This window comes from Cupriavidus numazuensis (assembly GCF_905397435.1).
In the GTDB taxonomy this organism is placed as follows: Bacteria; Pseudomonadota; Gammaproteobacteria; order Burkholderiales; family Burkholderiaceae; genus Cupriavidus; species Cupriavidus numazuensis.
This window is the reverse complement of the sequence record NZ_CAJPVI010000010.1, coordinates 132,935-157,833: the sequence shown is the minus strand read 5'-3', so window position 1 is coordinate 157,833 and position 24,899 is coordinate 132,935. Positions and strand designations below refer to the sequence as shown.

26 protein-coding genes are annotated in these 24,899 nt (G+C 67.5%); 14 read left to right on the top strand and 12 right to left on the bottom strand.

What is annotated here, in order from left to right:
• Nucleotides 1-357: 357 nt before the first annotated feature.
• The 3 genes from KHO41_RS10510 (at nt 358) to KHO41_RS10500 (ending at nt 2,942) form a co-directional block, all read left to right on the top strand.
• A complete protein-coding gene (locus KHO41_RS10510) occupies nt 358-948 on the top strand; it encodes a sugar transferase (protein ID WP_244873783.1) in 591 nt (196 codons plus the stop codon).
• Nucleotides 949-1,030: 82 nt separating this feature from the next.
• Nucleotides 1,031-2,212, top strand: a complete 1,182-nt coding sequence (locus tag KHO41_RS10505; protein ID WP_211953216.1) for a DegT/DnrJ/EryC1/StrS family aminotransferase — start codon at nt 1,031-1,033, stop codon at nt 2,210-2,212.
• 67 nt (nt 2,213-2,279) lie between these two features.
• Nucleotides 2,280-2,942: a hypothetical protein gene (locus KHO41_RS10500; protein WP_211953215.1), complete on the top strand. Its 663-nt coding sequence runs from the start codon at nt 2,280-2,282 to the stop codon at nt 2,940-2,942.
• A 29-nt stretch (nt 2,943-2,971) separates the two neighbouring features.
• Here KHO41_RS10500 and KHO41_RS10495 read toward each other — a convergent pair whose 3' ends face one another.
• The 4 genes from KHO41_RS10495 to KHO41_RS41660 form a co-directional block, all read right to left on the bottom strand.
• A complete protein-coding gene (locus tag KHO41_RS10495; RefSeq protein ID WP_211953214.1) occupies nt 2,972-3,892 on the bottom strand; it encodes a glycosyltransferase family 2 protein in 921 nt (306 codons plus the stop codon).
• 78 nt (nt 3,893-3,970) lie between these two features.
• On the bottom strand, nt 3,971-4,918 hold the full coding sequence (locus KHO41_RS10490; RefSeq protein ID WP_211953213.1) for a helix-turn-helix transcriptional regulator: 948 nt from the start codon (nt 4,916-4,918) through the stop codon (nt 3,971-3,973).
• 685 nt (nt 4,919-5,603) lie between these two features.
• Nucleotides 5,604-5,921, bottom strand: coding sequence for a YXWGXW repeat-containing protein (locus KHO41_RS10485; RefSeq protein ID WP_211953212.1), 318 nt, complete (start codon nt 5,919-5,921; stop codon nt 5,604-5,606).
• Nucleotides 5,922-5,960: 39 nt separating this feature from the next.
• Complete coding sequence (locus KHO41_RS41660; RefSeq protein WP_041680323.1) at nt 5,961-6,086, bottom strand: hypothetical protein; 126 nt, start codon at nt 6,084-6,086, stop codon at nt 5,961-5,963.
• Between the two features lie 439 nt (nt 6,087-6,525).
• Between KHO41_RS41660 and KHO41_RS10480 the strand changes: the two genes are divergently transcribed.
• Nucleotides 6,526-6,726, top strand: coding sequence for a hypothetical protein (locus KHO41_RS10480; protein ID WP_211953243.1), 201 nt, complete (start codon nt 6,526-6,528; stop codon nt 6,724-6,726).
• A 46-nt stretch (nt 6,727-6,772) separates the two neighbouring features.
• Here the strand turns inward: KHO41_RS10480 and KHO41_RS10475 are convergent, their stop codons facing one another.
• The gene (locus KHO41_RS10475; protein WP_211953240.1) at nt 6,773-7,996 is read right to left on the bottom strand and encodes a cyanate transporter; all 1,224 of its coding nucleotides are present in this window, start codon (nt 7,994-7,996) and stop codon (nt 6,773-6,775) included.
• Nucleotides 7,997-8,000: 4 nt separating this feature from the next.
• The gene (locus tag KHO41_RS10470; RefSeq protein ID WP_211953211.1) at nt 8,001-8,459 is read right to left on the bottom strand and encodes a nucleoside deaminase; all 459 of its coding nucleotides are present in this window, start codon (nt 8,457-8,459) and stop codon (nt 8,001-8,003) included.
• A gap of 161 nt (nt 8,460-8,620) precedes the next feature.
• Between KHO41_RS10470 and KHO41_RS10465 the strand changes: the two genes are divergently transcribed.
• Nucleotides 8,621-9,523 (top strand): LysR family transcriptional regulator, encoded by a 903-nt coding sequence (locus tag KHO41_RS10465; RefSeq protein WP_211953210.1) that lies wholly within the window; start codon nt 8,621-8,623, stop codon nt 9,521-9,523.
• On the opposite strand, the gene KHO41_RS10460 is transcribed toward KHO41_RS10465, so the two are convergent.
• Nucleotides 9,516-9,680 (bottom strand): hypothetical protein, encoded by a 165-nt coding sequence (locus KHO41_RS10460; protein ID WP_211953209.1) that lies wholly within the window; start codon nt 9,678-9,680, stop codon nt 9,516-9,518. The two genes, KHO41_RS10465 and KHO41_RS10460, sit on opposite strands and share 8 nt — an antisense overlap.
• 252 nt (nt 9,681-9,932) lie before the next feature.
• Here KHO41_RS10460 and KHO41_RS10455 point away from each other — a divergent pair, with 252 nt between their 5' ends.
• Nucleotides 9,933-10,634, top strand: a complete 702-nt coding sequence (locus tag KHO41_RS10455; RefSeq protein ID WP_211953208.1) for a phosphoribosyltransferase — start codon at nt 9,933-9,935, stop codon at nt 10,632-10,634.
• A 4-nt stretch (nt 10,635-10,638) separates the two neighbouring features.
• On the opposite strand, the gene KHO41_RS10450 is transcribed toward KHO41_RS10455, so the two are convergent.
• From KHO41_RS10450 to KHO41_RS10435, 4 genes are all read right to left on the bottom strand, one after another.
• Nucleotides 10,639-11,145 (bottom strand): LeuD/DmdB family oxidoreductase small subunit, encoded by a 507-nt coding sequence (locus KHO41_RS10450; protein WP_211953207.1) that lies wholly within the window; start codon nt 11,143-11,145, stop codon nt 10,639-10,641.
• Between the two features lie 20 nt (nt 11,146-11,165).
• Nucleotides 11,166-12,470, bottom strand: a complete 1,305-nt coding sequence (locus KHO41_RS10445) for a 3-isopropylmalate dehydratase large subunit (protein WP_211953206.1) — start codon at nt 12,468-12,470, stop codon at nt 11,166-11,168.
• Nucleotides 12,467-13,480, bottom strand: a complete 1,014-nt coding sequence (locus tag KHO41_RS10440) for a tripartite tricarboxylate transporter substrate binding protein (RefSeq protein ID WP_211953205.1) — start codon at nt 13,478-13,480, stop codon at nt 12,467-12,469. Before KHO41_RS10440 ends, KHO41_RS10445 begins: the two co-directional genes overlap by 4 nt.
• A 127-nt stretch (nt 13,481-13,607) precedes the next feature.
• A complete protein-coding gene (locus KHO41_RS10435) occupies nt 13,608-14,390 on the bottom strand; it encodes a GntR family transcriptional regulator (RefSeq protein WP_211953204.1) in 783 nt (260 codons plus the stop codon).
• 672 nt (nt 14,391-15,062) lie between these two features.
• On the opposite strand from KHO41_RS10435, the gene KHO41_RS10430 reads away from it, so the two are divergent.
• The 7 genes from KHO41_RS10430 (at nt 15,063) to KHO41_RS10400 (ending at nt 22,393) form a co-directional block, all read left to right on the top strand.
• Nucleotides 15,063-16,646 (top strand): hypothetical protein, encoded by a 1,584-nt coding sequence (locus tag KHO41_RS10430; protein ID WP_211953203.1) that lies wholly within the window; start codon nt 15,063-15,065, stop codon nt 16,644-16,646.
• Nucleotides 16,647-16,782: 136 nt separating this feature from the next.
• Nucleotides 16,783-17,202: a hypothetical protein gene (locus KHO41_RS10425; RefSeq protein ID WP_211953202.1), complete on the top strand. Its 420-nt coding sequence runs from the start codon at nt 16,783-16,785 to the stop codon at nt 17,200-17,202.
• Nucleotides 17,202-17,903, top strand: a complete 702-nt coding sequence (locus tag KHO41_RS10420; RefSeq protein WP_211953201.1) for a C39 family peptidase — start codon at nt 17,202-17,204, stop codon at nt 17,901-17,903. The genes KHO41_RS10425 and KHO41_RS10420 overlap by 1 nt, the downstream gene beginning before the upstream one ends.
• Before the next feature lie 10 nt (nt 17,904-17,913).
• Nucleotides 17,914-18,807 carry a flagellin gene (locus KHO41_RS10415; RefSeq protein WP_211953200.1) on the top strand — a complete coding sequence of 298 codons (894 nt, stop codon included), beginning with the start codon at nt 17,914-17,916 and terminating at the stop codon, nt 18,805-18,807.
• A 78-nt stretch (nt 18,808-18,885) separates the two neighbouring features.
• Nucleotides 18,886-20,331, top strand: coding sequence for an acetate kinase (locus KHO41_RS10410; protein ID WP_211953199.1), 1,446 nt, complete (start codon nt 18,886-18,888; stop codon nt 20,329-20,331).
• A gap of 166 nt (nt 20,332-20,497) precedes the next feature.
• On the top strand, nt 20,498-21,010 hold the full coding sequence (locus KHO41_RS10405) for a DUF1269 domain-containing protein (RefSeq protein ID WP_211953198.1): 513 nt from the start codon (nt 20,498-20,500) through the stop codon (nt 21,008-21,010).
• A gap of 246 nt (nt 21,011-21,256) precedes the next feature.
• Nucleotides 21,257-22,393 (top strand): ABC transporter substrate-binding protein, encoded by a 1,137-nt coding sequence (locus tag KHO41_RS10400; protein WP_211953197.1) that lies wholly within the window; start codon nt 21,257-21,259, stop codon nt 22,391-22,393.
• A gap of 128 nt (nt 22,394-22,521) precedes the next feature.
• On the opposite strand, the gene KHO41_RS10395 is transcribed toward KHO41_RS10400, so the two are convergent.
• Nucleotides 22,522-23,415, bottom strand: a complete 894-nt coding sequence (locus KHO41_RS10395; RefSeq protein WP_211953196.1) for a LysR family transcriptional regulator — start codon at nt 23,413-23,415, stop codon at nt 22,522-22,524.
• 116 nt (nt 23,416-23,531) lie between these two features.
• Here KHO41_RS10395 and KHO41_RS10390 point away from each other — a divergent pair, with 116 nt between their 5' ends.
• The gene (locus KHO41_RS10390; protein ID WP_211953195.1) at nt 23,532-24,893 is read left to right on the top strand and encodes an acyclic terpene utilization AtuA family protein; all 1,362 of its coding nucleotides are present in this window, start codon (nt 23,532-23,534) and stop codon (nt 24,891-24,893) included.
• Nucleotides 24,894-24,899: the final 6 nt, after the last annotated feature.

The following is a 24,899-nucleotide window of genomic DNA, read 5'->3' as shown; positions in this document are numbered from 1 at the left end:
ATTTGCCTCCCCGTGAGCCCCGTTCAATCCCGGCTGTGGCAGGCTAGTGCAGCGACTGCTTGCGAAAGTCGACAACGCCTGTCCGCCGGTGGCCGGAAAGCCCGGCCTTAGCGTAGGTAGATGCAGGACGCAGTCCCGCATCGCTAGTCACAATTATTGGTGGTCACAGATCACATGCAATGCGCCAGCGTTCGCTCGCGTACGCAGGCGCGCGGCGCTCGCGGCGCCTTGCGTGGGGTGGCGCACACCGGCGCCTTCCTTTCCTTCGCCAACTCTGTTTTGATGGTTCATACGCCCCATGGCGCGCCCTGCCGCCATGCGAGCGCTCCCGGGTCTGCCTGGAAGGAAAAAACAATGATGAAACGGGTACTGGACGTCGCGTGTGCCACGCTGGCGTTGCTGCTGCTTGGTGTGCCGATGCTGGTCGTCGCGGGACTGGTGCGATGGAAGCTCGGCGGTCCGGTGCTGTTCCGGCAAAAGCGTGCAGGGCTGCACGGCAAGACGTTCGAGGTCATCAAGTTCCGCACCATGACCGATGCGCGCGATGCGCGGGGCCAACTGCTGAGCGACGAGGAACGCATCACGGAATTTGGCTGGTTCCTGCGCCGGACGAGCCTCGACGAGTTGCCCGAACTCTGGTGCGTGCTGAAGGGCGACATGAGCATTGTCGGCCCGCGGCCCTTGCTGCTGGCGTACCTGCCGCTCTATTCGGCGGAGCAGGCGCGCCGCCATGACGTGAGGCCCGGCATCACGGGCTGGGCGCAGGTCAACGGCAGAAACTCGCTGAGCTGGCAGCAGAAGTTCTCACTCGACGTCTGGTATGTCGACCATGCGTCGGTCTGGCTGGACCTGCGCATCATGTGGCTCACGGTCGGCACGGTACTGCGGCGCAAGGACATCAGCGCCGAGGGCGAGGTGTCGGCCACGGTGTTCAACGGCAGCAACTGATGGCCGGCCCGGTCCGGTGACCGGACGGCATTTCCTCACGGCTAGCAGACTGCAGTCAGTTTGCACTTACCGCGCTCATCCCATGCTAGATACCGCATTTTCCCCATGGCCCAGCTTCACGGCGGAAGAGGCCGACGCCGTCCACAAGGTCCTGCTGTCGAACCGCGTCAACTACTGGACCGGCAATGAATGCCGGGCCTTCGAGCGCGAGTTTGCGCAGTGGTGCGGGGCCAGCCATGCGGTGGCGCTCGCCAACGGCACGCTGGCGCTGGACCTCGCGCTCAAGGCGCTGGAAATCGGCCCCGGGGATGAAGTGGTTGTGACGCCGCGGACGTTCATTGCGAGCATTTCGTGCGTGGTGAATGCGGGCGCCGTCCCGGTGTTTGCCGACGTGGAGCCCGACAGCGGCAACCTGAGCGCGCGCACGATCGAAGCGGTGCTGACCGAGCGCACCCGCGCGGTCATCTGCGTGCACCTTGCGGGCTATCCGTGCGACATGGATCCAATCATGGCGCTGGCGCGCTCGCGCGGAATTCGCGTGATCGAAGACTGCGCGCAGGCGCACGGCGCGCGCTACAAGTCACGCGCGGTCGGCACCATCGGCGATATCGGCGCCTGGTCCTTCTGCCAGGACAAGATCATGACCACGGGCGGGGAAGGCGGCATGGTGACCACCAGCGATGCCACGCTCTGGTCGCGGATGTGGTCCTTCAAGGACCATGGCAAGAGCTGGGAGGCGGTCTACGAGCGGTCCCATCCGGCGGGCTTCCGCTGGCTGCACGAGTCGTTCGGCACCAACTGGCGCATGATCGAGATGCAGGCCGCGATCGGCCGCATACAGCTTGGCAAGCTCGACGCCTGGACGCAGCGCCGCACGCAGCATGCCATGGCGCTGGCCGAGCGGCTCGGGTCGAGCCGGGCCTTGCGCATCCCGCTTCCGGATCCGGACATCACGCACGCCTGGTACAAGTTCTATGCCTATGTGCGTCCGGAGCTTCTGCAGCCGGGCTGGACGCGCGACCGCATCATGGCGGAGGTCAGCGCCGCGGGCGTGCCCTGTTACGCCGGCGGATGTTCCGAGGTCTATCTCGAGAAGGCTTTCGACGGCACCGGATGGCGCCCCGCCGAGCGTCTTCCGGTGGCCAGGGAACTCGGGGAAACCAGCCTGATGTTCCTGGTGCACCCGACGCTGACCGATGCGGAGATCAGCAAGACCGCGGATACGGTCCGCCAGGTGCTGCGATGCGCGACGCTGGAATCATGATGTCCGTGGAATCCGGGCGTTGCGCATACCGTCATCGCCACGACGTTCGATGCACGGGGTGGGCGCGGTGCCGATAGTCCACGCCGGGGAAAGCTCCTGGATCCTGCCGCTGGTGGGCTGCATCGCGATCTGCCTGGCGTGCTGCGGGCACTGGAAGCGCGCCGTGCTCTGGCTGGTCACGTTCGGCATTGGCTTCTGCCTGATGCTGGCGGGCAAGCTCGCATTCGAACTCGCGGGCTGGTCGCTGCCGGGCCTGAGGCTCTACAGCATCAGCGGCCATGCGATGCTGACGTCGGCGGTCTATCCCGTGCTGTTCGTCATGGCGGGCACGGTAGCCGGGCCGCGCGCGGCGCGGTTCGGGCTGGTGGCGGCACTGGTCCTGGTGGTGGTGGTGGCGCTTGCGCTCGTGATCGGTCGCTATCACACGATCTCCGAGACGCTTGCAGGCGCCGCCATCGGCTTGCCGGTGGCGTGGGTCAACCTGCGACAGCCGATGGTGCGGCTGGACTCTCGCGTGCTCGCGGCGCTTGCCGTGGGACTGGTCCTCGTGCTGGTCGGCGGTGTCCGGCACGCGTTCGTGGACCTGAAGAAGTCGGCGCTGGCCCACAGTACGGATGTCTTCGGCGACAGGACCTTCTACTCGCGGCGCATCCAGCAAGATCCGCTGACCGGCAAGACGGTCATCACGATCAATCGCGCCAGCGCCTCGCTCGACGCGCTGTCGCGCTGAACGGCGCGCTCCCTTTGACAGATGCGCGCTCAGATGCGCGCGTGCCGGGCCAGGCTGGTGTCGTCATCGGCGGCATGGCTGCGCAGCAGGCGGTGCAACATGGTTGCCGTGGGCCAGAACCGGGCGCCGCCAGGTCCGCCTGCATGCAGCACCTGGACCGCGAGGCAGTGCCCTAGCCCCGCCGCCAGGCAGGCCGCGGCCTTGACCGGCCGGTGCTGGCCATGCCAGTAGCGTCGCAGCGTCACATACAGGCGCGCGGCTTCGCGCTCCGGCGATGGCCTGGCTTCGTCGCCGTCCGCATCGGCATGCAGGTTGACGGCGCTCGGCATCAGTTCAATGCGGTGCGCGTAGGCATAGACGGCGCGATCGGTCAGCTCGGTGACGTCGTAGCCGTTGGCCAGGGCTTCGTCGAAGCCCGCATGTTCGAACAGTTCCCGCGGAAACACCGCGCTAGGCAATTCCACCGCCAGCAACCGTTCTCCGCAGCGATATTCCTGGGACGGGTAGCCGAGAAAGGTGGTCTTGCGCGGCCGGCTGCGCCGCCCGCGCTGCAACACCATCCCCGTCAGGATCAAGGGCGCGACCACGTCTTCCACCTGCGCCCGATGGATATAGTCGTCCGCGAACCGCTCCGCCATCTGCTGCAGGAACGTCGTGCCAAGCAGGGTCCTGTCGTCGAGGAACAGTACGTGCGAGCCGGTCGCCGCGCGCACGAGCCGGTTGCGGTTCGCGGCCTGCGAGCGCCGTGGCCCCTCCAGATACGGGATTGCGGCGTACGACTCGCGCATCATCTGCCGCGTCTCGTAATTGCTGCTGTCGTCCGACACGAGGATCTCGTGCGGCGGCATGGTGGATTCGAAGATCGACTGCAGCGTTTGCCGCAGGCCGTCCGGATTGTCGCGCGTGCAGACGCACACGGAAAACGTGGGCAGGAAAGTGCTGGCTGGCATGGCTGACCCCTCGGTCCCGGGATGCCCGGGGCAGCGCCGGCCCGTCTTGTCACGCGGGCGCGGCGCTGGTGCTGACGTTCAGATCGTCGGGCTGGCGGCCTCGTAGACGGCCGCTTCGCTGTGGCGTGCAACCACCGGGCGCATGCTGCTGTCCCGCGTCACGCGCTCGTCGCCGCTGACCCATTCCAGCGTGGCGCCGCGCTGCAGGGCCGCATAGACGGCCTCGCCCTTGTTGCGGACCTTGAGCCGCTGGTAGAGCGTGCAGGCATGGCTCTTCACCGTGGCCACGGAGATGTTCAGCATGCGGCTGACGGTCTTGATCGGATAGCCGCGTGCCAGCAGCACCAGTACCTCGTACTGGCGCGGCGTGATCTTGAGCATCTCCGCTTCGTCATAGCTCGGCTCGGCCTCGACAGGCGGCTCGCTCGGACGCGAACTGCCGGACAGCGGCTGGCCGGGCCGGAGACCGGTCAGGTCGCGCACGGCAACGCTGGCGCGCAGCGCGCTGCGCGGGGCGCCGGCGCAGCTTGCCAGGGACAGCGGGTCGGCCTGGGCTGCCGCCGGCGGCAGCGGCGTGGCGGAAGCGAGAGATTGCGTAACGGGCAGCGCCGGGCGCGATGCCGACGGCATGGTGCCGATCTCGGCGCTGAACAGCAGCCCTTGCACTGCTGATACTGCGAGCCGGATGGCGGCCTCGATCACTGCCAGCGAAGCCGACTTGGGCAGGCAGCCGCAGACGCTGCGTGCACTGTCCGCATCGGGCATGTGCAGTGGCAATTGGTCGGCCAGGATCAGGATGCGCTGCGGCGACAGCAGTTCGCGTGCGACCTGCAGTTGCGCCCAGCCGATGCGCGTGTCCGCCGGCATGCCGAACACCAGCAGGTCGGCATTGTGCGGCACGTTATCGTTTCGCCCGAGTTCGTCAGGCGCAAGCGCCGCGACGTGACCCGAATCCTGGATGTTCTCGAGCATCTGCAGCAGCCCGAGCCGGAGCAGCGGATGCTCCTCGATCAGCAAGGCGTTCATTGTTTCACTCCCCGTTACTCGGGAGGGAATGCGGGCGCTTTGCGTATGGGAAGGCATTGCACGGCAAGCGGACGCGCTGCTGCGGTCCACTGACTGCCCTGACCCCCGTGCTTCCATGTCCGGCCTGTCCCGTTCTTCTGCTCGGAACTTGTCGGCGGCTGGAAGATGACCCGAACCCGAACCCGAAAGTTTCTCGCTCCTAAATCGGCTTAAAACCATCTTATGGGGTGGTGGTATGGATTGCAAGCGGGGCTAATACGGCATTGGACAAGGGGGGAATGAACCAGCCTTCATAATACCCTCCGAAAATCCCTCCATACCGCGGGGTATTGTCGTGAGAACGTCATTTTCGGGAGGGTTCGGAACCGTATCACAACTGAGACACGGGTTTGCCGGATGGTTTCAGAGTTGAAACCGATTCGATTATTTAGTGCCGTGGCGTGCGTATTTTATAACCCCTTCGGGGGGTAGAAGAAAATCCCGCAATCATTAGGTGGCGCAATTATGAAACGGCATTTGTTGACAGTGTTTCTCAATACCAGCGGCGCTTGAAGCGCTTGTGCGGACACGCGATCTAGTGCTTCTGGAGGAGGGGGGATTCCCCCCTCGGGATGAGGCCGGAGCAGCGTGCTGCACTGCCGCTCCGGGGTCTTGCCACCAACCAGGCGGTCATCCTGGTGTCCGGTCAGCGCGCCCAGTGTCCCGGCCGCATGACCCAGCCACGGGGACTCTGTACCCAGCGGTCGGGCACGTAGCGGTATCCCGGGCGCTGTGCCTGCCAGTAGCCGCCGCGCCAGTCGTAGCGGCCGCCACCGGCAACCCAGTGGCCCGGCACCCACGCCTGGCCCGGGCGTGCCGGCGGGCGCGGCTCGTAGCGTGGCGGGGGCGGCGGGTGGCCGTAGCTGTAGGCGGGCGGGCCATCGTGGGCCTGTGCGGGGCTGAGCAGGCCGAAGGTACCTCCGGCGGCGAGAACGGCTGCGGCGAGAAGGATCTGGCGTTTCATGTTGGTTCTCCTGGGGTCTGGTTGACGGGCCCGGCGGTATCAGTAGCGGTCGTGGTAGTAGTGATAGCGGGGCGGCGGGCCGCCGCGAGGCGGTACCACGATGCAGGCGGAAAGCAGCGCTGCGGTGGTGGACAGCAGCACGGCCAGGCAGAGGGCGCGTTTCATGTGAGGCTCCGGACGTTCGCGTTGAACACGGCTTCAATGTAGCGACGCGGCCCCGCGCTGCGTGGTTGCACTTGTAAGGCTGTCTCACATGACGCATGCGAGGCTCGGGGTCCTGCGCGGCTTCGCCCCGTTGCCGTCAAACCCTTGCCACACAAGGGTTTGCGGGCTGCGCGCCAGGCCGGCAGAGGCCGCCCGCCTTCGTCGGCCGAAGGTAATGTGGCGTTACATCGGAAATAGATCTCGCAAAGGATTTGGCGTGGCGCATTCGCCCGGCCGCCCCAGGACATGCCGTCTGGGGCTGTACCGTGGTACGCAGAATTGGGTACGCTTGGGGCATTACTGCCTCACGATGGCGCAGCATTTTCCCGGCGCCGGTGCCGGAGTGGTGCCGCCCTGATGCCGCGCTGGTGCCGCAAATGGCCCGCAAGGCGTCAGGGCCATGGCACGAAGGTTGCGCTACGTGCGGCAGTCCCGGGCAACCATGCAGGGAGGCGCCATGCCGGTCATGCTCATCCTGATCGCCCTTCATATCGTGCAGGGCCTGACGCCCGCGGCGGGCGCGCTGTTTGCACTGCCGGTGGCCGCCGACCCCGATTCCGCGGACGTCAGCGCGATCATCGAGCGCGCTACGCCGCGCTGACGCGGGGACCGGCCGGCGCGATGCCGTTCCTGCCCGGCAAGACCTATCAAGCCATCGACCGGGTGCCGGTCATCGACACGGCATAGCGCGCCGGGTTCAGGCGCAGGGTGAGCGCAGCCACGAACGCCACGCAGCCCAGGTGATACCACCAGCCCGCCATGAAATCGCCAGTGCGCGAATGCAGCGCGGCGGTGATCCACGGCGCCAGCGACGCCAGCAGGAAGCCGCCACCCTGCATCAATGCGCCCAGTGCGCCGGCGCTTTCCGGATCAGGCAGATGGTCCAGCGCCACCACCAGATACAGCGCAAAGCAGCCGCCGAGCCCGGCACCGCCGATCGCAGCCCAGGCATACGGCGACCATTCCGGCCACAGGGCCAGGCCGGCGAAGCCCGCGGCCTGCATGGCGAGCGCGGCCGCCATCCATGCGCGGCGATCCTGGCGGGCCGCTGCCAGCGTCGGCAACAGCAGCGCGGCCGCGGCCTGGGCGATCGCCATCACGGCCACCAGGCTGGCGCTGCGTGCGACGCTCCAGCCGTGCTGCTGGTAGAACGGCGCCAGCCACGCAACGAGCGAGGCATAGCCGCCGTTCATCACGCCGAAACACACCATCAGCATCCACGTCCGGCGTCGGCGCAGAAGCTGCCCTGCGGGCCGGTGCGCGGCACGTGTGGTCGGTGCCGGGCCGGCAGGCGCCGGCAGCGCCCGCCATGCGAGGCCCAGCGCCGCCATGACCGGCAGCGCCCACCAGGCCAGGCCCTGCTGCCATGAGCCGGACAGGTTCGCGATGACCGGGGCGATCTGCGCGCCCAGCGCGCCGCCGCCCATCAGCGCGGCCGAATACAAGCCCATGACCGGTGCGACGCGCCGCGGGAATTCCTGCTTGATGAGGCCCGGGCAGGCTGCCTGCACCACGGCAACCCCAAGGCCGCACACGGCTGCGGTCGTCACCAGCAAGGCTCCGTCCGTCGCCAGCGCGCGCAAGGCCGATCCCGCGCCAAGCATGGCCAGCGCGCCCAGTACCGCCCGGCGCGCGCCAAGCCGCTGGCGGATGGCCGGCGCGGCAAAGGCGCCGACGCCCATCAGCAGCATCGGCAGCAGCGTGAGCCACGCCATGCCTTCGTAGTCCAGCCCCGTGCCGGCGCGGATGGTGGCGGCAAGCGGACCGACCGCCGTCAGAAATGGACGCAGGTTCAGGCCGATCGCCACGATGGCGGCCAGGACCAGCCAGCGTGGCGGGGCCCGATCCGCACCCTGCGTGCCGACCGCCATGCGCTCAGCCACGGGGCTGGCGCGTGCCGTAGAGCTGCGCGGCGGAGATATCGACGGGCACGCGCTGCAGTGGCAGCGGTGGCGGCACCAGCGGCAGGCGCAGCGCCTGGTAGGCGGCTTCGCTCGACAGGCCATAGGGTGCGGCGTCGTCGTTGTCGAACGCGTAGTACACCGCCTGCACGCCGGCCATGGTCATCGCCGCCAGGCACATCGGGCACGGATGGCCGCTGGCGTAGACCACGCTGCCGCTCAGGTCGGGCCGGCCCAGCTTGCGGGCCGCCGCACGCACGGCCTCCATCTCGGCATGCGTGGTGGGGTCGTGGCTGTGGACGATGTCATTCACGCCCGTGGCCACGGCTTCGCCGTCGATGGCCAGCACCGCGCCGAAGGGCCGGCCGCCGCGCCGCAGATTGGTCTGGGCGAGTTCGACCGCCTCGCGCATCAGTTGTTCGTGGGTTGCCATTGCGTAGCTAAAGTAAGTGCCGGCTCACGGCATGACGTGCAGCGCACGTGCCATGCGGCAAGGGGCGTGACAGGGAGAGTCGCCAATCTACGCCCGGCCTTTGCAATTGGGAAATTAAATGATGAAATCGTCAGCAGTGGAAAACCAAATATCTGACTGCCGTGCATGACGCCCGCCTCGATCCTGCGTTGCTCCAGAGCTTTATCGCCGTTGCGGAAAGCGGCAGCTTTACCCGCGCGGCGCAACGCGTGCACCTGACCCAATCGACGGTGAGCCAGCAAGTGCGGCGGCTGGAAGAACAGCTGGGCTGCGAACTGCTCGACCGGGGCGGCCGCTACGTCACCACCACGCCCGAGGGCGAGCGTCTGCTCGGCTACGCGCGGCGCCTGCAGCAGTTGATGGCCGAGGCGGTGGAGCAGGTGCGTCAGACGTCAGGCCAGGGCGAGATCCGGCTGGGGGTGCCCGAGGATTTCGCGGCGCAGCCGCTGACGGCGGTACTGGCGGGGTTTGCCGATACCTGGCCCGGTATCCGGCTGGAAGTGACCAGCGGGCTGAGCCATGAGCTATGGCAGCGCTTCCAGGACGGCGAACTGGACCTGGCGCTGGTCAAGCAGCGCGTCGGCCACGCCGCCGGCGTGGCCTGCTGGCCCGAGCCGCTGGCGTGGATCGACAGCCGCACGCGCCCGGCCGTGGCGCGCGACCCGGTGCCGCTGGTGGCCTTCCCGAGCGGCGGCCTCTACCGCGGCGAGATGACGCATGCGCTCGATGCGAGCGGACGCCGCTGGCGTATCGGCTTCGTCAGTGCAAGCCTCGCCAGCATCAGCGCCGCCGTGGCGGACGGGCTTGGCATCAGCCTGCTGCCGCGCCGGCTGGCGTCGGCGGCACACCGGCTGCTCGATGACGAACCCTGGCTCGGCGCCGTACCGGCCATCGAACTGACCCTGCACGCGCAGCCCGAGCCTTCCGCCGCTGCGCGCGACATGATGGAACGCCTGGTCGCGCTTTGCGACCAGGCGATGGGCACGAATGGCGTGAACGGACTGAGCGCGACGCCGCTCAGCTGAAGAAATCGCGGAAGTACTGCGTGCAGGTGCCGGACTGGCGGAAGGTGTACGGCAGTTCAGCCATGGCGGCGGCGTCCAGCGAGCCGAACGGAATGTCGAGCTCGTGGTCGCGGCGGGAGACGTCTTGTTCGTTGCTGGCGGGGTGCTGCGAAGTCATGTCAGGCTCACGGTTGGTGCGGCCGCAGGGGCCGCTTCATCACACTGGCGGTGTTGCCGCCTGAGAGACATGCTAACGGGCCTCGCTCCGGCGATCAGCCTGCCGCAGTGCAACACAGTGTTGCCGCATTGCGTTCAATGTGTGGCCGGGCGATACCAGCGGGGCGGGACGCCGGGGACAGACTATAGTGGCTGAGGGGTCTCCGACCCACTCCATGTGCCGACCACGCCGACCATCCTGCAGGAGCGCGCCATGTCCATGCCGCCGTGCTTTGCCGACCGACGTGAGGCCGGCCAGTACCTGGGGCGCCACCTGGCCGAACTCGGTGTCGGCCAGCCGCGCGAGGGCACTCCCGCGCTGGTGCTGGCACTGCCGCGCGGCGGCGTGCCGGTGGCGTATGAAGTCGCACGCGCAATCGGGGCGCGGCTCGACGTGCTGCTCGTGCGCAAGATTGGCGCGCCGGGCTACCCGGAGCTGGCGCTCGGCGCGGTGGTCGAGGGCGACGCCGGACGCGACCCGCATACCGTGATCAACGACGATCCGTGGGTGCGCCGCGCCGTGGAAAGCGGAAGCTTCGACGCCGAGCGCGGACGCCAGCTCGACGAGATCGTGCGGCGCCAGCAGCGGTACCGTGGCGGCGCACCGCTGCCGCGCCTGGCCGGCCGCACGGTGATCGTCGTCGATGATGGCGTGGCAACCGGCGCCACGATGCGCGCCGCGCTCGAAGGCGTGCGCATGGCCGGCGCGGCCGAGGTGATCGCCGCCGTGCCCGTGGGGGCCGCCGATGGCCTGGCCAGCCTGGAGGCTGCCGCGGACCGGGTCATCTGCCTGAACACACCGGCGAACTTCGGCGCCGTGGGTGCCTTCTATCTGGATTTCACCCAGACCAGCGATGACGAGGCGCTGGCATTGCTGCGCGAGGCTGCAATGTGGCCCGGTGTAAGCGCCGGCTAACCCGTCAACGGCGTGCCAGCTTCGTCTTCAGGTGGGGGATCAGGCCGCCTGCGTGCAGGATCTCGCGCAGGAATACCGGCACGGGTTCGCAAGCCACGGTTGTCCCGTCGCCAAGCTGCAGCACGGCATGGTCCAGATCCAGCGTCGCGAGCATGCCATCCGCCAGGCGGCTGGTGTCGGGGCATACCAGCACCGGCAGGCCGAGGTTGATGGCGTTGCGGTAGAACAGCCCGCCGAACGACGGCGCCACCACGGCGCGCACCCCCAGCTGGTGCAGCGCCTGCGGCGCCTGCTCGCGCGAGGAGCCGATGCCGAAGTTGGCGCCCGCTACCACCACGTCGCCCGGATGCACCCGGTCCGGGAACTCGGGGCGCAGGCTTTTCAGGCAATGCGCGGCAAGGACTTCCGGCGCAGCCTTCATCAGTACCGCGGGCGCCATGGCGTCGGTGTCGATGTTGTCGCCAAAGCGCCAGATGCGGCCGGCGGTCGCGGGAACGGAAGGCTCGGTCATGCGGAAATGGAAATACGGCTTCAGAGCAGGGTACGTGGATCGGTGATGCGTCCGGTCACGGCGCTGGCCGCCACAGTCAGCGGGGACGCAAGCCATACCGCGCTGCCGGCATCGCCCATGCGCCCGGAGAAGTTGCGCGCAGTCGAGGCAATCGCCCGGCTGCCGGCGGGAAAGCGTGCCGCGCCATAGCCGGCGCAGGCTCCGCAGGCATTGGCCAGCAGTTCGGCGCCCGCGTCGGCCAGCACAGCCAGCGTGCCTTCGCGCCGCGCCTGCTGCTGGTCGCGCGCGGAAGCGGGCGCTACCTGCAGGCTGACGCCTGGCGCCACGCGGCGTCCGCGAAGCACGCTGGCGGCCATGCGCAGATCCTCGAGCTTGGCGCCGGTGCAGGCGCCAAGGTAGGCGATCTGCACGGACTCGCCTGCGGCCTGATCCACCGGTGCGCTGTTGGCGGGCGAATGGGGGGCGGCCACCTGCGGTGTCAGCGCGCGGGCATCGAAGACATGGTTCGCCAGCAGCGGCGCATCGGCATCGCTGCGCCAGTGTGCGAGGTCGATCTCCGCCAGCGTCGGCGCCGGCACGCCGGCCGCGGCAAGCCAGTCCAGCGTGACGGCATCGGGCGCGACCAGTCCGGTCTGCGCGCCAAGCTCCGCGCTCATATTGGCCAGCGTCATGCGTTCCTGCATCGGCAGTGCCGCCACGGCGCTGCCGGCATACTCGACCGCCTCGTAGCGGCCGCCGCCCAGTCCCAGCCGCGCGCACAGGAACAGCATCATGTCCTTGGCGCAGACACCGGGGGCCAGCGCGCCGTCCCACTGCAGCCGGATGGTCTGCGGCACGCGCAGCCAGATTTCGCCCGTGGCCAGCACGCCGGCCATCTCCGTGGCGCCCACGCCGAACATATACGCGCCGAACGCGCCGCCGGTCGGGCTGTGGCTGTCGCCGCCGACGATCAGGCGGCCGGGCAGCACGTGGCCATGCTCGGGCAGTACCACGTGGCAGATGCCTTCGCCGTCGATCAGGTGTGCGCCGCTGCTGCGCGTCCAGTCGCGCGTGAAGCGCAGGATGGCTTCAGCAGCGGGATCGGAGGCCGGCACGAAATGGTCGGTCACGACCACGTAGCGCGATGGATCCCACACGGTCGTGCCGAGTGCCTCCAGCAACGGCGCGACGCGGCGCGGTCCGCTGGAATCGTGCGACATCGCCAGGTCGACGCGGCATATCGCCAGCGAACCGGGTTCGGCGTGCGCGAGCCCGGCGGCACGCGCGACCAGCTTCTGGGCCAGCGTGGCGGGAGGGATGAGCCCGGATGCTGCGGCCACGCTCATTCCGGCGTGGCGCCCGAATATTTCACGACCTCGGCCCAGCGCTTGACGTCCTGCCGCACGAACGCGGCGAACGATTCCGGCGAGGTGCCGAGCGGCTGTGCGCCATCGGCTTCCAGGCGCTTGCGCACGGCCGGCGCTTCCAGCCCCTTGCGGGCCGCCTGGTAAAGGGCCTGCGTCACGTCCGCCGGCAGCCCGGCCGGCCCGAACAGGCCAAACCACGCGCTCGACTCGAAACCCTTGACGGTGGCGCCGATCGGCGCCGCACCCGGAAACTGCGGCAACGGCGTGGGGCTGGTCACGCCCAGTACCTTGAGCTTGCCGGCCCGCACATGCGGCAGGACATTGAGCGTGCTCGCGAACATCAGGTCGCATTGTCCCGCGAGCAGGTCGGTGATGGCCGGCGCAGTGCCCTTGTACGGAATGTTCACGATGTAGGTGTGGGTCATCATCTTGAACATGTCGCCGGCCAGGTGCACCGACGAACCGACCGAGCCGATGGCGAAGTTCAGCTTGCCGGGCTGCGCGCGTGCCAGGCGGATCAGTTCCGGCACGTTGCTGGCGGGTAGCCGCGGGTTTGCCACCAGCACGCTGGGCACGGTTGCCACCAGCGTGATCGGCGTGAAGTCGTGCACCGGATCGAACGGCAGCTTCTTGTAGAGCGTGGCGTTGATGGTATGGCTGGTGAAGCTCATCAGCAGCGTGGCCCCGTCGGGCGCGCTCTTGGCGACCAGATCGGCGGCGATGTTGCCGCCGGCGCCCGGCCGGTTCTCCACCACCACGGGCTGCCCGAGTTGCTGGGACATTTCCTGCGCGATGGTGCGGGCCAGCGTGTCCGTGGTGCCACCGGCCGGCGCGCCCACGAGAATGCGGACGGCCTTGCCGCCCGCGATCTGAGCGTGCGCGGCGAACGGCACCGCACACAACGCCAGCACGCAGGCGCGGGCAGCATGGCGCAGCCCGGCGCTCAGCGCGCGTGGCCGGATCGGCGAGCGTGGACGAAACAACGGCATGACAGCAACTCCTTGCGGGAAGTGATCACGATTGCGCAGTATCGCCGGGGATCGCGCGGCATGGGGCGATCCCGCTGGGCAGGCAGGGCTGTCGAGCTGTTGGGCGCCCTGCGCCGGCCGGGCCAGTTCAGTCGCGCAGGCCAGGGCGGGTTTCGTTCTCCACCCAGACGTTGGCGCTGTCGACCCCGGCGGGGGATAGCTCCATGCGGTACTCGTAGCGGTCTGGCCGGTACTGGCCGAGCAGGAACTGGACCGGGCGGCCGTCGCTGTCCTTGACCACGCGGCGCACCGCCAGCAGGGCGCCGCCGACCGGCACGTCGAGCAGCGGAGCGACCACCACGTCGGCCAGGCGCGCGGACAGCGTCTGGCTGGCGCGGCCAAGGCGCACGCCGCCGCTTTCCAGCAGGCGCAGCACCGGCTGTTCCTCGAGCGCCTTGCGCGTGATCGGGCGGCCCAGTTCCGCGGGCAGGTAGACCGTGATGTGCGACAGCGGCCGGTTGCGGTAGTGGCGCACGCGCACGATCTTCACCACCGGATCGCCGGGCGAGAGATCCAGCGCCTCGGCGACTTCCGGCGTGGCGTGGACCTCGTCGATCGAAATCACCTTCACGGCCGTCTTCTGGCCCATGTCGATGATGTTGTCGAGCAGGCTGGCGCCACGCTCTTCGGCAGATGCCGCCGGCTTGACCGGGTGCGGGTTGACGAAGGTGCCCAGTCCGCGGTGGCGGCGCACGAGTCCTTCCTGGACCAGCCGGTCGAACACGCGCCGCATGGTCACGCGCGATGCGTGGAACTGTTTGGCCAGGTCAATTTCGCCCGGCAGGGGTCCCTGGCCAAAGCGGCCTTCGACGATCTGCTGGCGCAGTACCACGTAAATCTGGTGATACAGGGGAACGACGGCTTCGCTCATGGTTTCGCTTGCGGAGACATGACAAGTCTGTAATGCCTCTAATGTACTGTAGATCAGACATAAGTCCTAGCGGGACCGTGCGATGAGCCGATTTCGGCATGCTGCCGGGGACGATCTGTTGCAGCGATGCATCTCGTCCGGAATGGCGCCCCGCGGGGCAGCCGCGGGAGAGCGCAATGTCTGCCCGGCGCCGCTGCCGGCTGGGTTCGCGGCATGCGACCCCAAGGCAATATCTGCTGTCCGGCGCGTGCGGAAGGTTCTGGCGGCCTGTGCATCGCCGGGCACCCTGTTTCAGTAGCGATACGCACCCAGTCGCATCGGGCATTCCCCGAGCCCCGCGCTAAGTCACTGAAAATTAAAGGGTTCCCGACGCCTGCGTAACGGCCCTCAGCAGGCAGGCCGAAGTCCGTGTCACAGCGGTGTGACATGTCGCTTGTGATGCACTGCGGGGAGGGTGGGGTGAGATCGCCCCTGGCATTCGAAAGTTCCCCGGAAATGTCTGCGAATGCCTTATGCCGCAAGGGATTGCGGTTTGGGGTGACGAAGCTGGCACCGATTATGCGCAGTGGGGGTCTGGTTTGGCACGGTGCCGGACCTGAACCTCCAGCCATCGTTCCGCGGAGCGATGGGCGGAGGCTGAGCCGCTGTGTGAAATTCTCCTGGGAGCATTGTATGAAAAAGACACTTCTTGCGTCTGCCATCGCCCTCGCGTTCGCAGGGCAGGCATGGGCAAATCCGACCAACAACAACGACAAGGTTTGGGCTGGCGACAACACCCAGACTGCGACGGCGAATTCCACACAAAGTGGCAGTGGCGCGGCTGCAAACGAAAACTCTGTTGCGGTTCAGAAGAACGACAACAGCACTGACAGCAGCAACCGCAGCCGCACCAGCACCAAGAACACCACGGTCGGCATCAGCAAGACCAAGACCAATTCCGACAATACCAGCCAGAACTCGTTCGACCATGGCATCGGTAATGCCGGCTCCAACGGCGGTGCCGCATCGTCGAGCATCAGCAACGCCTTCAACACCAGCAAGGCACTGGCCATCAGCAAGCTGAACGGCTCGGTAACCGGCAACACGGTCTCGAACATTGGCAACGTGGCCAAGAACTTCGGCAGCGCCAATGGCGGTACCGGTCTGGGTGGCAAGGGCGGTACGGGCGGTAACGGTGGCAACGGTGCTGCCGGCACTGGTGCAGTCGGCGCAGTTGGCGGGCAAGCCTATGCGAGCAATGGCAGCGCCAATGCCGCTGATGCCACGAGCGGCCGCGCAAGCGGTGGTGACGGCGGCAAGGGCGGTCTGGCAGCAGGCCTGGCCGGTGGCAGCGGTGATGCGACTGGCACGGGCGGCAGCGCATGGAGCGCCGCAGGCAGCAAGGGCGGTGGCGGCGGTGACGCGTCGGTCGCGGGCGGCAATGGCGTTGGCAAGGGTGGCGGCTCGCTGAGCGCTTCGCTTGGTGCGGGTGGCCGCGGCGGCAGCGCCGGTGCGCTCGGTGGCGGAGCCCTGGGTGCCAGCGGCGGCGTTGGCGGTGGTGCAGGTTCGTCTGGTGGCAACGGCGGCGGTGGCGGTAACGGCGGCAATGGCGGCAACGGCCTCGGCCTTGGCGCTGGCGGTGCTGGCGGCGCTGGCGCAGCGGGCGCGGCTGGTGGCACCAGCGGTGCCGCGAGCTCCAATGGCACGGGTGGTGGCGTGACTGCAACGGCGGGTTCGCCGGCAGCGGGCGGCGGCGCCGGTGGCTTGGGTGCATCGTCGGCAACCTCGACCGGCGGCAATGGCTCGGGTAGCGGTGGTGCCGGTACTGGCACGGGTGGCGTCGGTGGCGCCGGTGGTGCTGCGACCTCCACGGCAAGCGGTGGCGCCGGCTCCGCCACGAGCGGCACGGGTGGCACGCAGGCTAGCGTGGGTGGCGCCGGTGGTGCCGGGGCAGCCGCAACTTCGGGTGCGGCAAACGGTAGCGCTACCAATGGCAGCGCGACGGCTGGTAACGGCGGCAACGGTGGTTCCGGCGGTTCCGGCACCGGCGGTGCTGGCGGTGTTGGTGGTGTAGGCAACGGCGGCGCTGGTGGTACTGGCGGCAATGGCGGCTACAACTACGTCACGGCAGGTACCTTCGACATGTCCAACACCATGACCAGCGTTGGTCAGACGGCAGCGGGCATCATGATGGCGACCCAGAACAGCGGCGTAGCAGCCCTGGTGCAGCAAAGCGTCAACGTTCAGGCCAACCTGCAAGTCGGCGGCAGCCGGTAAGGCAGTGCACGGCATCGGTGGGGCGCCTCGCGGCGCTCCGTCCGGTGCCGGTTTTTCAGCCTGAAGACGTAATCGCCCGGCGCTTGCCGCCCCGAAAGCGGGCGGCAAATGCCGGGCAACACGGGGAGACGTCACCATGCAACCGGTCCGTACCACTGTCGCGGCATGCACGGCAGTACTCCTGGCTTGCCCGATATTCCAGGCCCAGGCAGAACCACCGCCGGCGCAACTGTCGGACGCGCCCGCCCCCACGGCGCGAGCCCCGGACCTTGTCCCGGAGGCAGCATCGCCGGGGACTAGTCTCTTTGGCGGGGTGGCGAAAGCTGTACCAACGACTACACTGGACAACATCCGGGGAGGCGCTGAGGTCACAGTCAACGATATGCGCCTGCACGGCACCGTGGCCGACAACGCCGCGGTCAATGTGCGTTCGGGCTACAACAGCATTGCCGAAGGGGCATTCTCGAATGCGGCGGGCATTCCCACTGCTATCCAGAATTCCGGGTCGAATGTGCTGATCCAGAACGCAACCATCGTCAACGTTCAGTTCAAGTGATGAAGCTGCTGCGACGATTGCTGCTGGCCGTACCGTTTGCGCTGGCTCTTGGCGCGGGTAGCCGGCCGGCCCTGGCCGACTACGCGCTGTTCTACGGCCCGGTAGGCGAGGCCTACAACGTTCCCGTGACAAGCGTGCGCGAAGCGCGCTTCAAGAGCACCATTCGGCAGCAATACGACTTCAGTTGCGGCTCCGCCGCGATCGCGACGCTGCTGACGTTTCAGTATGGCCATCCGGTCAACGAGGCGACGGTTTTCCAGAATATGTACATCAACGGCGACCAGGCCAAGATCCGGGCCGAAGGGTTTTCGTTGCTGGACATGAAGCGCTTCCTTGCCGCGCTGGGCTATTTGGCCGACGGCTACGAGTTGCCGCTTTCCAAGCTTGAAGAAACGCAGATACCGGCCATCGTGCTTGTGGTGGAGAACGGGTATCACCATTTCGTGGTGGTGAAGGGTGTGCGGGGGAACCGGGTCCTGATCGGCGACCCCGCACGGGGCACGCGCTCGATTTCGCGCGAGCACTTCGAAAGCATCTGGGACAGCCAGTTGCTGTTCGTGATCCATAACCGCACCGAAACCGCGCGCTTCAACCTTGCGTCCGACTGGCGTGTGGCGCCGATGGGACCTTACTGGATGGGAGTCAACCGGGACAGTCTGTTCTTCACCGTCATGCCAAAGCATGGCCCAAGCGATTTCTGAGGAACGCATCATGGTCCAGACATCCGTCAAGACAACGGCACCCTGCCTGAACCGGGCAGGGTCTGCCACGGCGGTTGTATTGCTGGGGATGGGCATGGCATATGCCAGCGGCGCCCACGCCAACGAACAGCCGTTGCCCGATGCACTCGATGCGGCCGCGGTGCCTGCCCAGGCGGCACTGTCGGCGCAGGAGGCCAAGGAAGACAAACCACTGGCCGCGGTCACGCGCGGTAGCATGGCCGGCTGGAAACCGGTAACTGAAGACCGCCTGGACGAAATGCGTGGTGGGTTTGACGTTGGAGGCCTGCAGGTGTCGTTCGGTATTGAACGAGCGGTGTTCGTCAACGGGGCCCTGGCGGTGGCCACCAGCATCACCATTCCGGACGTTGCGCGAATCACCTCGGAACAGGCAGCGAAGCTCGCTGCAACGCTGGGTCCCGCCATCGTCAGCAGCACCCAGGCCGATGTGAACAGCGCGCTGGCCGGCAACCCGACGACCGCGGGGGTGCAGCTCGGCAGCAACGGTGCGAGCGGCGGCAACGGCTCCAGCAGCAGCGCAAGCAGCGCGGCGGCGGGCAGTTCGGCGAGCAGTGCGGGATCCGCCAGCTCGGTGACCGGTAATACGGGTGCACCCGGCATGCCGTCTACCGTCATCACGACAGCCACCGGGCAGGTGGTGACCAATGGGCTGCTCAGCGTGATCCAGAACGGGCCGGGCAACGCGGCGGCCGTGGGCACGCAAGCGGGCACACCATTGACGGTCATCCAGAATACACTGAACAACCAGAGCATCCAGAGCCTGATGACAATCGACGCGAGCGTGAATACGCTACAGGCTTTCCGGGCGCAAGTCACCAACGCAACACTGAACAACGTGCTGATGCGAGCTGCCAGCATGCGGTAACCGTAGCGAGAGGAAAAGCGCGCAGGAGGAAGCGAGCGCCTGCAAAACCAGTCTGCCGTCCCGGGGGAGGAAGACGTCATGAAGAAGCGGTCGATGCAGGGCATCCGCAGCGCCGGATGCTCGACCTTGCTATTGCTTGGTGGACTTGCGCATGCGCAGACACCACCGGATGCGGGAACGCCCGCGTCCGGACTCGAATCGTTGCAAAACCAGATCACCGAACAGGCCGGCCAGCTCGAGGCGATGAAGCGCGCCATGGCTGAGCAGGAAGCTGTCATTCGCGAGCTGCGCAGTGTGATCGGCAACGACGTGCTGGCGCGCAAGCGCGGTGGCGCGGGGCCGGGGGTGGCCCCGACGGACAACGCTACCAATGCGGCCACGGCTGCTGCGGCGGCCAGTGCCACACAAGGCGTGCCAAACGCCGTGGCCAATCCGCAGCCGCAGCAGGGCGACCAGCCGCCGCAAATGATGGCCCAGCCACAGTCCGGCCAACCGCAGCAGGGCGAATCGTCCGACCAGACGGTGGCGGCTGACGAGCCCGTCGGACGTCCGCCAGAACGCGACACCCGTCCGCCTGAAATTGCACCAATTACCGACCAGCCTGGTGTGCTCACGGGCGAAGGCAAACTGGTAGTCGAGCCTGGCTTCCAATACGGTTACTCGTCCAACAACCGCGTTGCGCTGGTTGGGTATACGGTGATTCCAGCCATCCTGATCGGCCTGGTCGATGTGCGCGAGGTCAAGACGACCACGTACCTCGCGTCGGTCGCGCTGCGCTATGGCATTACCAAGCGCCTGGAGATCGAAGCCAAGGTGCCATACGTGCACAGCTCGGGCTCTACCGTCAGCCGCGAGGTATTCACCGGCACGGCGGTCGACAACGTGTTCAACTCCAGCGGCAGCGGCCTTGGCGATGTGGAAGCCACGCTGCGCTACCAGATCAACTACGGCAGCGAAAAGTTGCCGTATTTCATCGGCTGGCTGCGCTACAAGTCGAACACCGGCAAGGACCCGTTTGAAGTCGTGACAGATTGCGTGACACGCTGCGTCGGCAATACCACCGGCACCGGCTTGCCACTCGGCCTGCCTACCGGCACGGGCTTCCAGGCTCTCCAGCCGGGTATTACCTGGCTGCTGCCGACCGACCCGGCGGTATTCTTCGGCACCTTCAGCTACCTGCACAACTTCGCGCGCAACAACGTCAGCCGCACCGTGCTCAATGGCGAGAAGGAGGAACTGGGCAAGATCGCCCCGGGGGACATCTTCGAGTTCAGCTTCGGCATGGGCCTCGCGCTCAACGAGCATGCGTCGTTCTCGATCGGCTACGACCAGGCCATCATCTGGCCGACCAAGCAGAACGGACAGACGGTACCGGGCTCGGTGCGCGTGACGCAGGGCACGCTGCTGGTGGGCTACTCCTACCGCTTCAACAACCGCTACACGCTGAACCTGTCGGTGGGTGCAGGCCTCACGCGCGATACGCCTGACCTGCAGGTCAATGTGCGTCTGCCGATCACATTCTGACGCGCAACGACGGCGAGTGTGACGCGCGCAACCGACGCGCGCGTCACATCACCGGGCCTGTGGGAACGCTGTCTTGCACTCGCTGCATGAACGGCGTACAAAGAAATAACCCCCGTCCCACAGACGGTATCCCCACTTCCGGGACGGCCTGATAGAGGAGACAGACATGCGCAAACGCATCTTCTGGTTATTGCCCGATCTGGTCAGTGCCCGACGCACCATGGACGACCTCCTGTTGGCCCGCGTGGAGAACAGTCATATCCATTTCGTGGCGCGCGACGGTTCCGATATGACGGGCCTGCACGAAGCCAACCTGTTCCAGACGTCCGACATCATCCATGCCGCTGAAATGGGCCTGATGGTGGGTGGCGGCGTGGGCGTGGTGGCCGGTGCGGTGGTGGCCATGTTCCCGATCGTCAGCGACACCCCGCAGTGGGGCCTGGTCGGCGTGCTGGCCGTGCTCGGCGCGGTATTCGGTGCGTGGGCCGCGAGCATGATCGGCAGTTCGGCGCCCAACAGCCGCCTGCGCGCCTTCGAGAAGGACATCGAGGCAGGCAAGATCCTGCTGATGGTCGATGTGCCCCGCGGCCGCGTCGAGGAAATCGAAATGATGCTGCAGAAGGTCCATCCGGAAGCCGCGTTCGCGGGCCTGGATCCGGCCATACCGGCGTTCCCCTGAAGCGCTACGCCGTGCCTTTGCCGCGCGCCTGAGCGGCGCGCGCGTCCCTGACTCACACCGGTGCCGGCACCCGGTTCCGGTGTGATGTCGCAGCAACACTCACCCCACTCGCCGTTTGCCCCATTACCCTCGTTCGGGTAATTTGCGAAGCGTTGCTTCGGCGTATTCCGCATGATCGTATGCGGGAGCGTTGACGGCAGCCACGCTACAACTACAGCACGCCATCAAGGCGGAGGGGTCAAGACAATGAAGGCAACATGGTTTGCGTGCGGCATGCTGGCCGCCACGCTGGGGTTCACTGCGCCTGCGGCATTCGCGGAGCCGGGCGTCAGCAAGACCACGATCCGCATCGGGCAATCGGCCGGCGTGTCCGGCCCGGTGGCGGGATCGGTCAAGGAGCAGATCGAAGGTGCACAGGTGTACCTGCGCGCCGTCAACGCGAACGGCGGCGTCGCCGGGCGCCGCATCGAGCTGGTGACGCTTGACGATGGGTTTGACGCGAAACGAACCCCCGACAATGTACGCAAGCTGATCGACGACGAGAAGGTCTTCGCACTGTTCATGGTGCGCGGCACACCGCAGAACGAAAGCATCCTGCCTATCATTGCGACGGAAAAGGTGCCGCTGATTGCGCCGCTGACAGGCGCGATCACGCTGCACCGCCCGGTCAACCGCTACGTGTTCAACGTGCGCGCCAAATACCAGGATGAAGTCGCGCGCGCCATCAACCATCTGTCGACGTCGGGCATGACGCGCATCGCCATCGTCTACGCGAACGATGGCTTCGGCAAGGACGTCTACGAGGGCTTCAACATTGCCTTGCAGGCCCGTGGCACGCAGCCGGCCGCGTCGGCCAGCTTTGCGCGGCCGATGGGCGATATCACGCAGCAGGTCGCGACAGTGAACAAGGCCGAGCCGCAGGCGGTGCTGGTGATCGGTTCGGGTTCGGAAGCGGCGCGCGTGATCCGCGACATGCGCAAGGCGGGCAGCCAGGCGCAGTTCGTGACGCTCTCGAACAACGCCGCCGACTCGTTCATCAAGGAGCTTGGCGAAGATGCGCGCGGGCTCATCATCACACAGGTCGTTCCCGGCACGAACTCGAGCCAGATGACGCTGGCCAGCGAATACCGCAGCCTGGCGCGGCAGCAGGGCGTGGTGCTGACCAACGCCGGCATGGAAGGCTTCATGTCCGCCAAGGTGCTCGTGGAAGGCCTGCGCCGAGCGGGGCCGGACCTGACCCGCGAGCGCCTGGTCACGGCGCTGGAGAACCTGCGCGACTACGACATGGGCGGCATTCTGATCAGCTACAGCCCGACCCGCCACACCGGGTCATCGTTCGTCGAGATGTCGATCGTCTCGTCGACGGGCAAGCTGATCCGCTGACCCCCCCCAGGGCCGGATGGCAGGGCGTACCCATTTCTGCGTGGTGCTTCGCCCTGCCGTATCGGCCGCGCCGGACAAGGCGGTTCGCGCTGCCAGATCACACAAAGCGTACCCAATTCTGCGTACGCTCAAACCCGCCGGCGGCCGTAGTGCTCATGCAGGCAATCGATCATCGCCGCCGCCGCGGCCGAGTCGCCACGCTCGCGTAGCCGCACCAGGCAGATGTCCCTGACCAGCGACGGCATCTGCAGCGGCCGGACCGCCAGGCCGTCCCGCTGGAACTGGAACAGCGCCAGCGACGGCACCACGCTCACGCCCAGGCCGGCCTGCACCAGCGCGGCGACCGTGGCCAGGTGCTCCACTTCCATCACGCTGCTGAGCTTGAGCGGATGCAGCGCGGCGTCCAGGTGCTGGCGCACGCTGCTGGTCCGCGAAAGATGGATGAACGGCTGGCCGGCCAGCATCTGCGGCGTGATGCGGCGCTTGCGCGCGAGTGCGTGCGTGGTCGGGCAGACCAGGTGGAAGGTGTCGTGCACCAGGGGCTCGACACGCAGGTCATCGTCCTGGGCGGGCGCGGGCGCCAGCGCAAAGTCGGCGCGCCCGCGCCGTACCAGGTCGATGCAGCCATCGGCGAGCTGGTCGAACAACTCCAGTGCAATGCCCGGATAACGCTGCCGGAACGCGGCCAGCAACGGCGGCAGGTCCCCGCCCGCGATCGAAGGCAGTGCCGCGATGCTGACGCGGCCCTTGCGGCGCTCGGCGTGGGCCCGCAGGTCCTCGAAGGCGGCCTCGAAATCGGCGAGCAGGCGCCGCGCGGTTTCCTCGAAACGCACGCCGTCGGCGCTCAGTTCGACGTGCCGCGTGGTGCGTTCGAACAGGCGGCTGCCGGCCTGTTCCTCAAGGGTCTGGACCAGCGCGCTGAACGCCGACTGCGACAGGTGGCACGCCCGCGCGGCGCGCGTGAAGTTGCGGTGGGTGGCAAGCGCCACGAAGGCGCGCAGGTGTTTGACGGAAAGGTTCATGCCGGCCCGGCGAATTCATCGGGAGATTCGCTAGATTAATCTAAATAATCCGTTTTTTGGTTGACTGATCCGCACCTAGAATGAGCTGGAACACCGACCAACCCGCCCAAGACACCATGACCGCTCCCTTGCTGATCGGCTCCGGCGCCGGCTTTTCCGGCGATCGCACCGATGCCGCGCTGCCCGTCGTGCGCACCCTGATCGCCGCAGGCGGGCCGGCCGCGCTGATCTTCGAGACCCTGGCCGAACGCACGCTGGCGCTCGCGCAACTGGCCCGGCGCAACGACCCTGCGGCCGGCTACGAGCCGCTGCTCGACGCGCTGCTGACGCCCGTGCTCGGCCTCTGCCTGGCCAACGGCATTCCGATCATCGGCAACTTCGGCGCCGCCAACCCGCGCGGCGCGGCAGCCCGTGTGCGGGAGCTTGCCCAGCAGCTGGGACTGCCGGCACCGCGCGTGGCGGTGGTGGAGGGCGATGACCTCTCGCATGACGCCGGCCGCGCGCTGCTGCGCGATATCGTCGGCCCGGCCTTTCCCGAAGCGCGCTTCGTCTGCGCCAACGCCTACATCGGCGCACGCGGCATTGCCGACGCGCTGCAGGCCGGCGCACAGGTCGTGGTCTGCGGCCGCGTGGCGGATCCCGCGCTCGCCGTGGGCCCGGCCATGGCGCATTTCGGCTGGTCCTGGCAGGACTGGGACCGCCTGGCTGCGGCGACCATGGCAGGACATCTGCTCGAGTGCGGCGCGCAAGTCACCGGCGGCTACTTCGCTGATCCCGGCATGAAGGACGTGCCGGATGTCCATGCAGTCGGCTTTCCGATCGCGCAGCTCGACGAGACCGGCGGCATCGAGATCTTCAAGGCGGCGGGCACGGGCGGCTGTGTCGACCTCCGCACGGTCAAGGAGCAACTGCTGTACGAGGTCCACAATCCTGCCGCGTACCTGACGCCCGATGTCGTGGCCGACATCAGCGAGGTCACCGTGGCGCAGCTCGGGCCGGATCGCGTGGCGGTGCGCAACGTGCGCGGCCATGCGCGGCCGGAACAGCTCAAGGCCAACCTCTTTTTCCATGGCGGCTGGATGGCGGAAGGCGAGATCTCCTACGCCGGCCCCAATGCCGCCGCGCGCGCGCGCCTGGCGGCCGATATCTTGCGCAAGCGCATGGCGCTGCTCGGGCATGACGTGCCAATCCGCTTCGACCTGATCGGTGTGCTCAGCGTGCTCGCCGACGATGCGGGCCGGATGCTCGCGCAGCCCGTACCGCACGAAGCCGCTGCCGAAGACGTGCGCCTGCGCGCCGCGCTGTCGCACGAGGATGCAGCAGTCGCCCAGGCGCTGCTGCGCGAGGTCAACGCGCTGTACACGTGCGGGCCCGCGGGCGGCGGTGGCGTACGCACCGCGCAGCGCGCCCGCCTCAACGCCATGTCCTGCCTGGTCCCGCGTGATGCGGTGACGCCGGGCCATACCTTCATCGACTGAGCGGAG

Bases quoted from the DNA above. Each gene is read 5' to 3' on its own strand.
- KHO41_RS10510 (WP_244873783.1), top strand. From the start codon at position 358: ATGAAACGGGTACTGGACGTCGCGTGTGCCACGCTGGCGTTGCTGCTG.
- KHO41_RS10505 (WP_211953216.1), top strand. From the start codon at position 1,031: ATGCTAGATACCGCATTTTCCCCATGGCCCAGCTTCACGGCGGAAGAG.
- KHO41_RS10495 (WP_211953214.1), bottom strand. From the start codon at position 3,892: ATGCCAGCCAGCACTTTCCTGCCCACGTTTTCCGTGTGCGTCTGCACG.
- KHO41_RS10490 (WP_211953213.1), bottom strand. From the start codon at position 4,918: ATGAACGCCTTGCTGATCGAGGAGCATCCGCTGCTCCGGCTCGGGCTG.
- KHO41_RS10485 (WP_211953212.1), bottom strand. From the start codon at position 5,921: ATGAAACGCCAGATCCTTCTCGCCGCAGCCGTTCTCGCCGCCGGAGGT.
- KHO41_RS41660 (WP_041680323.1), bottom strand. From the start codon at position 6,086: ATGAAACGCGCCCTCTGCCTGGCCGTGCTGCTGTCCACCACCGCAGCG.
- KHO41_RS10480 (WP_211953243.1), top strand. From the start codon at position 6,526: ATGGCACGAAGGTTGCGCTACGTGCGGCAGTCCCGGGCAACCATGCAG.
- KHO41_RS10475 (WP_211953240.1), bottom strand. From the start codon at position 7,996: ATGGCGGTCGGCACGCAGGGTGCGGATCGGGCCCCGCCACGCTGGCTG.
- KHO41_RS10470 (WP_211953211.1), bottom strand. From the start codon at position 8,459: ATGGCAACCCACGAACAACTGATGCGCGAGGCGGTCGAACTCGCCCAG.
- KHO41_RS10460 (WP_211953209.1), bottom strand. From the start codon at position 9,680: ATGACTTCGCAGCACCCCGCCAGCAACGAACAAGACGTCTCCCGCCGC.
- KHO41_RS10455 (WP_211953208.1), top strand. From the start codon at position 9,933: ATGTCCATGCCGCCGTGCTTTGCCGACCGACGTGAGGCCGGCCAGTAC.
- KHO41_RS10450 (WP_211953207.1), bottom strand. From the start codon at position 11,145: ATGACCGAGCCTTCCGTTCCCGCGACCGCCGGCCGCATCTGGCGCTTT.
- KHO41_RS10445 (WP_211953206.1), bottom strand. From the start codon at position 12,470: ATGAGCGTGGCCGCAGCATCCGGGCTCATCCCTCCCGCCACGCTGGCC.
- KHO41_RS10440 (WP_211953205.1), bottom strand. From the start codon at position 13,480: ATGCCGTTGTTTCGTCCACGCTCGCCGATCCGGCCACGCGCGCTGAGC.
- KHO41_RS10435 (WP_211953204.1), bottom strand. From the start codon at position 14,390: ATGAGCGAAGCCGTCGTTCCCCTGTATCACCAGATTTACGTGGTACTG.
- KHO41_RS10430 (WP_211953203.1), top strand. From the start codon at position 15,063: ATGAAAAAGACACTTCTTGCGTCTGCCATCGCCCTCGCGTTCGCAGGG.
- KHO41_RS10425 (WP_211953202.1), top strand. From the start codon at position 16,783: ATGCAACCGGTCCGTACCACTGTCGCGGCATGCACGGCAGTACTCCTG.
- KHO41_RS10420 (WP_211953201.1), top strand. From the start codon at position 17,202: ATGAAGCTGCTGCGACGATTGCTGCTGGCCGTACCGTTTGCGCTGGCT.
- KHO41_RS10415 (WP_211953200.1), top strand. From the start codon at position 17,914: ATGGTCCAGACATCCGTCAAGACAACGGCACCCTGCCTGAACCGGGCA.
- KHO41_RS10410 (WP_211953199.1), top strand. From the start codon at position 18,886: ATGAAGAAGCGGTCGATGCAGGGCATCCGCAGCGCCGGATGCTCGACC.
- KHO41_RS10405 (WP_211953198.1), top strand. From the start codon at position 20,498: ATGCGCAAACGCATCTTCTGGTTATTGCCCGATCTGGTCAGTGCCCGA.
- KHO41_RS10400 (WP_211953197.1), top strand. From the start codon at position 21,257: ATGAAGGCAACATGGTTTGCGTGCGGCATGCTGGCCGCCACGCTGGGG.
- KHO41_RS10395 (WP_211953196.1), bottom strand. From the start codon at position 23,415: ATGAACCTTTCCGTCAAACACCTGCGCGCCTTCGTGGCGCTTGCCACC.
- KHO41_RS10390 (WP_211953195.1), top strand. From the start codon at position 23,532: ATGACCGCTCCCTTGCTGATCGGCTCCGGCGCCGGCTTTTCCGGCGAT.